This is a genomic window from Rhodovarius sp. (assembly GCF_040399605.1).
Lineage (GTDB): Bacteria > Pseudomonadota > Alphaproteobacteria > Acetobacterales > Acetobacteraceae > Rhodovarius > Rhodovarius crocodyli_A.
On record NZ_JBBARU010000105.1, the window covers coordinates 1 to 8926 of the forward strand.

Consider the following 8926-nt stretch of genomic DNA (forward strand, 5'->3'; position numbering starts at 1 on the left):
AGGCCTCCGACAAACCCGGGGCGGTTCAATGAAGCACTCGATGGCGTGTCAGGGGGTGGTGCTCGTAAGAAAACTCAGGCGGTTTCCATGTGATTTACTTGCCTCGAGGCATAGCTCATGTCCGAGACCGACACCGCATTCGCCAAGATCATCGCCAAGGCGTGGCGTGACCCGCCTTCAAGGCGGAACTGATCGCTAACCCGGCCGCCGCGTTGAAGGCTGAAGGCATCAATCTGCCGGCTGGCATGACGGTGAGAGTTGTGGAGAACACTGACAAGCAGTTCCATCTGGTGCTGCCGCCAGTCCCTACCGATGAGCTTTCTGAGGAGGCGCTGGACGGTGTGGCAGGGGGTCGGAGGTATTATTGCCTGCCTTGGGGTCGGCAATAAATCCAGAAGGCATGGCGTGACCCTGCCTTCAAGGCAGCACTGATCGCCAATCCGGCCGCATAGTTTCCAACATAGAACAACCCAAAGGGCATACGATGCCTGAAAAGCAAGAAGCAGGCTCAACCACCGAAGCTCAGCAGGATGTGGCCCAGGCCAAAGCTGACACCACTGCAGCTGACATGAAGGTTCCGCACCAGTTGAGGGAGAAAGTCTCCCTCACTACCAATCTTTTGGATGAATTAGAGATCGATTGGACTCTAGACATACAGCAAAAGCATCCACGTCTGCTCTACGAAGTGAACAGAAAGGGTTTTTTCCAAGTAATTTCAGATTCACCATTTGACATAAGGGCCGCGATGAACATGCGCGGTGAGGTGCTTCGGACAATCAGGAAAGAACTAGGAGAATAATTATCGTTGGTTAGGTCACAGCCAAGGACGCGATGAATGATTGGATGGGGCTGCTCGAACATCAGCGGCGCCAAAGGCTGGGCCATAGGGTAGCCCCAATGTCGGAGTCGGCCCTGCGGGCTGATACGCAACCCAGCACCATGTATGCGGCCGTAGCCCGCGAGCGGCTCAACCATCAGATCCACATCAGGTCGACCAGAATGGTTTGGTTAAGGCTGATGCTTCGCTGGTGCCATAAAATCAACGCGCTATGTGATTATCGCACCTCGCACTGAATATTCTCACCCACCACCAGCACCCTTCGCGGCCAGAATCGCCGCCCTCAGGTCAAACCAGAGCCATGACAACGGCACCACATACCGGCAGGCAGGAGCGCGCGGAGGTGGTTAGCCTGCGCCGCTCACCCCAATCCTTGACCCGAAAGGGCACAAACGCCCGCACGGCTGGCATTGCCTCACGCCGCAGACACGTCTTGCCTCTATTTATGTATATTCAACGCCAAAATCGGCGATGCCCCGCCCGGCTACCTCATGCCCGATCTCTATGCCGGCCCCGTGCTGGGGTTGGTGAACCAGCAACTGGGCAGCACCGGCACTGACGTCATGCTGGGCACCGAGCGGGCGGATTTCATCAATGCCGATGCCAGCGATGATGCCATTGATGGCGGCGCGGGCAATGATGTGCTCGATGGCGGCCTGGGTTCCAACTTCCTCACCGGCGGCGCGGGGCTGGATCGCTTCTTTCTCGATGGCCGGCAAAGCCGCCACCGCCCATACCTGGACCACCATCACCGATTTTGCGCCGGGCGAGCGGCTCACCATCTGGGGCTATAAGCCTGGGGTCAGCATTTTCCTGTGGCAGGCGAGCGATGGGGTCGCGGGATATACCGGGGCGAGCCTGCATTGCGACCTGGACGGCAATGGCTTGATCGACACCTCGGTCACGTTTTCAGCGCTGACCCGTGACCAAGTGCCAAACCAAAGCTATGGCTCCATCGAAGGGCAAGACTACATCTTCTTTGGCTAACCCAAACGCCCTACCCCAACACCATGCAACGAAAAACCCGGAATGGGCGCGACAGGGATCGAACCTGTGGCCCCCGCCATGTCAAGGCGATGCTCTACCGCTGAGCTACGCGCCCGGGCCGTAGGAGTTTCATACCGGTGCGCGGCCTTGGGCGCAACCCCATGCGTGACATGTGGCGCGCGCTATGGCCTTATCGCTGGGCATCATGGATTTGCCTCCCGCACCCCTCGCAACCGCGGCGCCCGAGACAGCCAGGCCGGCTTTCCTGCTGTTGCGCCCGGTCCGTGCGCTCAGCCCGGTGATCTTCGCCTCCGCCCATTCAGGGCGTGATTACCCGGCCGAATTCGTCGCCGCCGCCAGGCTGGATGCGCTGGCGCTGCGCCGCTCGGAGGACAGCTTCGTCGATGAACTCTTCGGCGCCGCCCCCGAGCTTGGCGCGCCGCTGCTCGCCGCCACCTTCCCCCGTGCCTATTGCGATGCCAATCGCGAGGCCTGGGAGCTGGACCCCGCGATGTTCGACAGCCCCCTGCCCGCCTGGGTCAATAGCGCCAGCCCGCGCGTAGGGGCGGGCTTGGGCACCATCGCCCGCGTGGTGGCGGGGGGGGAGGGCATTTATCGCCGCAAGCTGCCCTTTACCGAGGCCGAGTGGCGGGTGCGCCATTGCTGGCAGCCTTATCACGCCGCGCTCTCCGCCCTCATCGCCGAAACACGGGATCAATTCGGCCATTGCCTATTGGTGGATTGCCACTCCATGCCCACCCATCCCGGCCAGCAGGGCCCGCCGCCCGACATGGTGCTGGGCGATGCCCATGGCACGACCTGCGCGCCACGGGCCACAAGGCTGGTGGAAACCACGCTGGCGAGTTTCGGTTATCGTATCCAGCGCAATGATCCTTATGCCGGCGGCTATGTCACCCGCCATTATGGCCGCCCGCGTGAGGGCGTGCATGTGCTGCAGCTGGAGCTGGCACGACCGCTCTATATGGATGAGGCAAGGATTGAACCGCATCTGGGCATGGAACGCCTGCGCGCCGATATCACATGGCTGATCGCAAAGCTGATCACGACAGATTGGGGTTTTTTGGGATAAGATCTTATGGTGTGCGGGCGGATACAAAACCGCCAAAGCTGGGCCGCGCGGGCACCAGCTAGGCGGCACTTCGAAAAGCGCCGCCTAAACCAGTCACTTCAGACGGTCAGCCTCAAACAGGTTTGAGGTTGATCGCCGCTTCCTTGCCGCGTTCCACCGCGACCTCATACTCGATCTTCTGATTCTCTTGCAGGCCCTGGAGCCCGGCCTTCTGCACGGCAGTGATGTGCACAAAGACGTCCTTGCCACCGCTGGGGGGGGTGATAAACCCAAAACCCTTGGTAGCATTGAACCACTTAACTGTCCCGACGGGCATTCGCGTTATCCTCTTCGTCACGCTGGGACTACTGGGCGCAGATTGGGCCGCCAAAGTCAAACAAAGACCGCTGAATAAATAGTGAGCAGACCGCAAGGCCCCCGTCATACAAGCCCGGGATTGCCGCCAAACACTCGGTAAAAGCCTGATTTTGCGGGGCTGGCATGCTGACAAACGATGGCGGGGTGACCGCTCGCCAGGATAGTTTTTTGTCGCCCGACCCGGCCAGCCTCATCTCCCCAACCCGCCGCCCGCCCCAGGCAAGCCGGTCTTGTTTCGATTTATCAATAAATTGGCGCAACCCAAGCGGGGGGCAAAACCCATCCAGCGGCCGGGGCGGCCTGCAGGGAAAGGCGCTCGCCTGGCGCATCCCCCTCCCCGGCAGCCCGCCGCGGCCCCGCGCTGCACGCACAGCAGCCCTGCGGGCACTGGGCCACCTGGCGCTGGCCACCATGGCCATCAGCCGCGCCGATTCGCTCTGCGGCAGGTCGCTGCAGCGTATGGGCCGCACGCCGGCGGGGTCTCTGCCCATACACCCTATTGATGCGCGCCCCGGGGCTGCCTCGCCAGCATTGCCGCAGAAAATTTTTGCCGTCATGGTGAGCGGATGGGTGATGCGCCTTGAAGACAGACGCAGCATCGAATCATGTGTCAGGAACAGTGTTCCCAGCAGGCCGCCATTACCAACAGCACCGCCCATTCCCACCCCGCAACCTCAGGGCCGAACGGCCGGCTGGGGGCCATGCCCCGCGCGCGCGCGCGCGCACCGCTGCGCCTCGGCCTCGCCGGCGGCGGCACCGATGTCTCGCCGTATACGGAGTTGCATGGCGGCGCGGTGATGAACGCCACCATCGACCGCTATATCTACGCCTCCATCACCCTGGCCGATGACAATGCCGTCGAGATCGAGAGCCACGATCTTGACCGCCGGCAGCGCCTGCCCGCCCGCGCCCCCCTGCCCTTTGATGGCATGCTCGACCTGCATAAGGCCGTCTATAATCGCGTCACGCGTGACTTCCTCGGCGGCGAGATGCCGCCCTTGCGAATCTCCACCTTCTCCGAAGCGCCGGCGGGCTCAGGCTTGGGTTCCTCCTCCACCCTCGTCGTCGCCGTGCTGCAGGCGATGACGGAACTTTTTGACCTGCCGCTGGGCGAATACGACCTGGCCCACCTCGCCTATCAAATCGAGCGCGAGGATCTGGCCCTGGCCGGTGGGCGGCAGGACCAATACGCCGCAGCCTTTGGCGGCTTCAATTTCATGGAGTTCTTCGGCAGCGACAACGTCATCGTCAACCCGCTGCGCATCAAGCGCGAGGTGATTGCCGAGCTGGAGGCACAAACCATCCTCTGCTTCACCGGTATCAGCCGCCAAAGCGCCACCATCATCGCCGAGCAGTCGCGCAATGTTGAACAGGGCTCGCGCCGCTCCATCGAGGCGATGCATGCGCTCAAGGAATCCGCGGTGGCCATGAAGCGGGCCCTGCTGAAGGGCGATCTCGACGAGGTGTCGCGCACGCTCGATGCCGGTTGGTCGAGCAAGCGCGATATGGCCAGCGGCATCACCAACCCGCAGATCGAGGATGCGCTGAGGGCAGCACGCGCGGCTGGCGCCACGGCCGGCAAGGTCTCAGGCGCGGGTGGCGGTGGCTTTGTGATGTTCCTCGCCCCGCTTGAGCGCCGCCGCGCGGTGATCACCGCCTTGGCCGAACGCGGCTATAAGACCGAAACGGTGCGCTTTACCGCCGAGGGCGCCACGGCGTGGCGGCTATGAGATGGCATCACTTCGCTTCCATGCCGGGGCCGCCAACCATATGGCGCGCGACAATCGCTATCCACAGGAGACTGCATTGAAACTCATCGATCTGACCCGCGAGATCACCCACAAGATGCAGCGCCTGCCCAACCACCCCAGCATCGAGCTCTATCCCTTCAGCACCCATGACGAGAAGCGCGTGGCCGATGGCTACACCTTCTCCGCCGCCACCATGGTGCTGCACACCGGCGACCATGGCGGCACCCATGTCGATGCCCCCGTGCATTTCGACGAAAAGCCCGGTGCGAAGACCATCGATGAATTGCCGCTGGAGACCTTCTTCACGCAAGCCCTCTGCCTCGACCTCACCCATGTGCCAGACCGCACAGACATCACCATCGCGCATCTGGAAGCGGCGGAAAAAGCGTCCGGCGTCACCATTCAGCCCAAGGATACGGTGCTGCTCTACACCGGCTTCTACAAGCGCGCCGCCGGCACCGAGGGCTATATCACCGACTTCCCGGGCCTGACGAAGGAAAGCGCCACCTGGCTCGGCGCCAAGGGCATCACCGCCTTCACCGTGGAATCTGTCAGCCCCGGCCGCCCGGGCCGCAACAATTTCGAGGTGCATCACGTCTGCCGCGACATGGGCTTCACCCATTACGAGGGGGTGGTGAACCTGGACAAGGTGGTGGGCAAGGGCCGCTTCCGCTTCATCGGCTTCCCGCTTCGCATCAAGGGCGGCACCGGCAGCCCGGTGCGCGCCGTGGCCTGGCTCGACGAATGAGCCCGCTTTGGGCCGCAACTGCCACCGAATTGGGCGCGCTCTACCCCACCCAGGCCACCACGCCGCTTGCGGTGCTGGAGGCGGTGCTGGCGCGCATTGCCGCGGTCAATCCGGGGCTGAACGCCATCATCACCCTCGATGAGCCTGGCGCCCGTGCAGCGGCCGGGGCCTCCACCGCGCGCTGGGCGGCTGGCACGGCGCTCGGCCCGCTCGATGGCGTGCCCATTACGGTGAAGGATAATCTCCATGTCGGCGGCATGCGCGCCACCTGGGGCAGCGCGCTTTATGCCGATTATGTCGCGCCGGAGGATGACCTGCCGGTGGCGCGGCTGCGCGCGCTGGGCGCGGTCATCCTGGGCAAGACCAATACGCCCGAATTGGCGCTCTCCGGCTATACCGACAACCGGGTCTTCGGCGCCACCGGCAATCCATGGGCGCCGGAACTCACCTCCGGGGGCTCCAGCGGCGGCGCGGTCTCGGCCATCGCGGCGGGGCTGGGGGCGCTGGCCATCGCCACCGATTCCGGCGGCTCCATCCGCCGCCCCTCCGGCCTGGCCGGGGTGGCGGGGCTGAAACCCTCGGCCGGGCGGGTGCCCCGGCGCCACGGCTTCCCCACCCTGACCAATGATTTGCAGGTGATCGGCCCCATCGCCCGCACGGTGGCCGATCTCAAGCTGGCATTTGCCGCCATCGCGGCCCCGGTCGCGGCCATGATGGTGCCGCCCCAGCTGCGCATCGGCGTGGTCTCCGCCTATCCCGGCGCGCCGATGGACCCCGCCGTGGCCGCCGCCTTCGCCCAGGCCTGCACCGTGCTGCAAGGGCTCGGCCACCGCTTGGAAGACGTCCCCTGCCCCTGGGATTCGGATGAGGCGGCGGAGATTTTCGCCGCCCTCGCCGCCGGCGGCGCGGCCCGCGCCCTCTCCCCCTTCGCCGATTGGGAGCAGGCCTGCATGCCCAATGTGGCCGCCGCGGTGAAGGCCGGCCTGGCCCGCAGCGCGGTGCAGCATGTCCAGGCGATCGACGCGTTAACCGCCTTCCGCTGGCGGGTGGCGGATGCGCTGGCCGGCTTTGACATCATCGCCACCCCCGCCTCGCCCTCGCGGGCCTGGCCCAAGCGCGAGCCCTTCCCAGTCCAGATCAACGGCCAGGCGACGACAGGCAAGACCGCCTCGGTCTTCTCCACGGCGATCAACTGCGCCGGGCTGGCCGCACTCGTGCTGCCCATGCCGGTGGCGCCGGGGGGGCTGCCGGCTGGGCTGCAATTGGTGGCCGCGCGCATGCCCGAAGAGGCGCTGCTGGATTTGGGCGAGGCCTTTGAGCGGGCCTCGCCATGGCCTCGGCTGGCGCCCGACTGACGCATTTTGCGGCATCGGAAATTGACCCAAAAGGGGATTGGCGAAGAGCTGGCAAAGGATTTTTGTCTCTGCCGGGCGTCGTTGTACCGTCTTTGCATTCAGCGCGACTGCTGGAGCGGCTTGGCCATCTGAACCGCCATTGCGCCGGTGCCTGAGCAGGCGCAGCGGAGCCCATGCTGGGCCTTGGCGGATGCCGGATGGGGCCAATTTGTATTTTTTAGGTGTCTAAATTTACTCTGAAATTTACCGAATTCAATACCCCAATTGTCTTTCATATTTCATTTCATCGAATAAATATCATAAACACGCCCCAAACTTAATTCTTTGGCATTATATATTTTATCGCAAACTCTCGTACATGCCAATATCGTCGATTAAGCTTTGGACTTTATAGCCCTGGAAATTATAGCGCCTGTCGCGCAAAATTCTCTGCAAATTTCACATATATTCGCGTCACAATTTAATTACGTTACGCAAGGATATCGCTGCCCAAACCGCAAATTTATGTCATCAGCAGCGAAGGAATATCACTTCAACATTTGGTGTTTATGGGTCCATGGGCAGTTTTTTTTGCCTTGTCAGTCTGCGCTGTGACGTATAGTAACTCACACACGGCTTCCTGGTTCGGAGTCCCATGCGCGTTCACCCCGGAGACAACTGCATGCTCAACAGGCGCCCTTCCTCAGATGTCTCTGCCGGTTTGGGCACGGCCGCCATCGCTATCAGGCCATCCAACTGAATCCTGAGCCTGCAGCAATCCGACCAAGTTCTTAAACTAAACCACCCATAAGGAACATTTTCATGTCAACAGCAATTGCCCAGCAGCTCGCGCTGGTCTTCCTCGGCCGCAATGTCGACACCCAATGGGCCACCTCCACCGCCTCACTGCTGAACGGCTCACAGCCTTCCGCAGCCCTGCAGGGGGCCTTCTACAACGCCGCCCTGGCAGAAGGCGTCTATCAGACCAGTGACAGCCCCTCGATCTTGGTCAACAAGATCTTCCAGAACATCTTCGGCTTCACCGCCTCGGTCTTCGAGCAGACGGCCTGGGGCAGCCTGATCTCCAATGGCACCATCACGCGCGAAACCGCAGCCTGGACGATCTTCAAGAGCTACCTCGGCGCCACCAATGTGCCTGATGCCTATAAGCTCCCCGCCCAGTCCAAGCTGGTCGCGATGGATGCCTACAGCACCCAGCTCGCCCAGAATGCCGACGCCAATCTGGCGCTCTCCGGCGGTGGCGGCGCCGCCACACTCGCGCGCACCTATGTCACCAATGTGAACAGCCAGGCCACCGCCGCCACCGCGATATCCTCGGCGAACGCCTCGGTCACGGCCCTGGCCAATTCGGCCACCGGCACGGCCTTTACGCTCACTGTCAACACCGACAACTTCACCGGCACATCGGCCAATGACACCTTCTCCGCCGGCACCTCCTCCGGCAATGACACCTGGACCTCAGGCGATAGCCTCAATGGCGGCGCTGGCAATGACACGCTGAGCATCTTCACCTCCTCGCTGACCTCTATCCCCGGCGGTGCAACGGTCAACAATATCGAAACCGTCAATATCAGCGCCAGCGACAACGTTGACTTGAACACCGCGGGCAGCGCCGCTGGCTTCGGTGGCATGACCGCCCTGAACGTCACCGGTTCCGGCACCGTCCAGGTGACCTCTGGCTCGACCGTGGCGCTGAATGTGACCAACACCAATCAGGTGAATGGCGTTCTCCGCGTCAATGGCGGCAATTGAACCGCCCCGGGTTTGTCGGAGGCCTCAACTCTTGAGAGGCTCTACCGA

10 protein-coding genes and 1 tRNA gene are annotated in these 8926 nt (G+C 62.7%); 8 read left to right on the forward strand and 3 right to left on the reverse strand.

Features of this window, described 5'->3' with window-relative positions:
- Window positions 1-74: 74 nt before the first annotated feature.
- Window positions 75-287 (reverse strand): hypothetical protein, encoded by a 213-nt coding sequence (locus ABWP84_RS17095; RefSeq protein ID WP_353213246.1) that lies wholly within the window; start codon window positions 285-287, stop codon window positions 75-77.
- On the opposite strand from ABWP84_RS17095, the gene ABWP84_RS17100 reads away from it, so the two are divergent.
- The 3 genes from ABWP84_RS17100 (at window position 213) to ABWP84_RS17110 (ending at window position 1632) form a co-directional block, all read left to right on the forward strand.
- Window positions 213-389 carry an NHLP leader peptide family RiPP precursor gene (locus tag ABWP84_RS17100; RefSeq protein WP_353213237.1) on the forward strand — a complete coding sequence of 59 codons (177 nt, stop codon included), beginning with the start codon at window positions 213-215 and terminating at the stop codon, window positions 387-389. The two genes, ABWP84_RS17095 and ABWP84_RS17100, sit on opposite strands and share 75 nt — an antisense overlap.
- A gap of 95 nt (window positions 390-484) precedes the next feature.
- On the forward strand, window positions 485-799 hold the full coding sequence (locus ABWP84_RS17105; RefSeq protein WP_353213238.1) for a hypothetical protein: 315 nt from the start codon (window positions 485-487) through the stop codon (window positions 797-799).
- A gap of 530 nt (window positions 800-1329) precedes the next feature.
- Window positions 1330-1632, forward strand: coding sequence for a hypothetical protein (locus ABWP84_RS17110; protein ID WP_353213239.1), 303 nt, complete (start codon window positions 1330-1332; stop codon window positions 1630-1632).
- Between the two features lie 236 nt (window positions 1633-1868).
- Here ABWP84_RS17110 and ABWP84_RS17115 read toward each other — a convergent pair.
- Window positions 1869-1940, reverse strand: a tRNA-Val gene (locus tag ABWP84_RS17115).
- A 90-nt stretch (window positions 1941-2030) separates the two neighbouring features.
- Between ABWP84_RS17115 and ABWP84_RS17120 the strand changes: the two genes are divergently transcribed.
- Window positions 2031-2915, forward strand: a complete 885-nt coding sequence (locus ABWP84_RS17120; RefSeq protein ID WP_353213240.1) for an N-formylglutamate amidohydrolase — start codon at window positions 2031-2033, stop codon at window positions 2913-2915.
- Between the two features lie 112 nt (window positions 2916-3027).
- Here ABWP84_RS17120 and ABWP84_RS17125 read toward each other — a convergent pair whose 3' ends face one another.
- Window positions 3028-3231 carry a cold-shock protein gene (locus ABWP84_RS17125; RefSeq protein WP_353213241.1) on the reverse strand — a complete coding sequence of 68 codons (204 nt, stop codon included), beginning with the start codon at window positions 3229-3231 and terminating at the stop codon, window positions 3028-3030.
- 742 nt (window positions 3232-3973) lie between these two features.
- On the opposite strand from ABWP84_RS17125, the gene ABWP84_RS17130 reads away from it, so the two are divergent.
- The 4 genes from ABWP84_RS17130 (at window position 3974) to ABWP84_RS17145 (ending at window position 8878) form a co-directional block, all read left to right on the forward strand.
- A complete protein-coding gene (locus ABWP84_RS17130; RefSeq protein ID WP_353213242.1) occupies window positions 3974-5002 on the forward strand; it encodes a GHMP kinase in 1029 nt (342 codons plus the stop codon).
- Window position 5003: 1 nt separating this feature from the next.
- Window positions 5004-5771: a cyclase family protein gene (locus ABWP84_RS17135; protein WP_353213243.1), complete on the forward strand. Its 768-nt coding sequence runs from the start codon at window positions 5004-5006 to the stop codon at window positions 5769-5771.
- Window positions 5768-7126 (forward strand): amidase, encoded by a 1359-nt coding sequence (locus ABWP84_RS17140; protein ID WP_353213244.1) that lies wholly within the window; start codon window positions 5768-5770, stop codon window positions 7124-7126. Before ABWP84_RS17135 ends, ABWP84_RS17140 begins: the two co-directional genes overlap by 4 nt.
- Window positions 7127-7927: 801 nt before the next feature.
- Window positions 7928-8878: a hypothetical protein gene (locus tag ABWP84_RS17145; RefSeq protein WP_353213245.1), complete on the forward strand. Its 951-nt coding sequence runs from the start codon at window positions 7928-7930 to the stop codon at window positions 8876-8878.
- The last annotated feature ends 48 nt before the right edge of the window (window positions 8879-8926 follow it).

Bases quoted from the DNA above. Each gene is read 5' to 3' on its own strand.
- ABWP84_RS17095 (WP_353213246.1), bottom strand. From the start codon at position 287: ATGGAACTGCTTGTCAGTGTTCTCCACAACTCTCACCGTCATGCCAGC.
- ABWP84_RS17125 (WP_353213241.1), bottom strand. From the start codon at position 3,231: ATGCCCGTCGGGACAGTTAAGTGGTTCAATGCTACCAAGGGTTTTGGG.
- ABWP84_RS17110 (WP_353213239.1), top strand. From the start codon at position 1,330: ATGCCCGATCTCTATGCCGGCCCCGTGCTGGGGTTGGTGAACCAGCAA.
- ABWP84_RS17120 (WP_353213240.1), top strand. From the start codon at position 2,031: ATGGATTTGCCTCCCGCACCCCTCGCAACCGCGGCGCCCGAGACAGCC.
- ABWP84_RS17140 (WP_353213244.1), top strand. From the start codon at position 5,768: ATGAGCCCGCTTTGGGCCGCAACTGCCACCGAATTGGGCGCGCTCTAC.
- ABWP84_RS17105 (WP_353213238.1), top strand. From the start codon at position 485: ATGCCTGAAAAGCAAGAAGCAGGCTCAACCACCGAAGCTCAGCAGGAT.
- ABWP84_RS17130 (WP_353213242.1), top strand. From the start codon at position 3,974: ATGCCCCGCGCGCGCGCGCGCGCACCGCTGCGCCTCGGCCTCGCCGGC.
- ABWP84_RS17135 (WP_353213243.1), top strand. From the start codon at position 5,004: ATGGCATCACTTCGCTTCCATGCCGGGGCCGCCAACCATATGGCGCGC.
- ABWP84_RS17145 (WP_353213245.1), top strand. From the start codon at position 7,928: ATGTCAACAGCAATTGCCCAGCAGCTCGCGCTGGTCTTCCTCGGCCGC.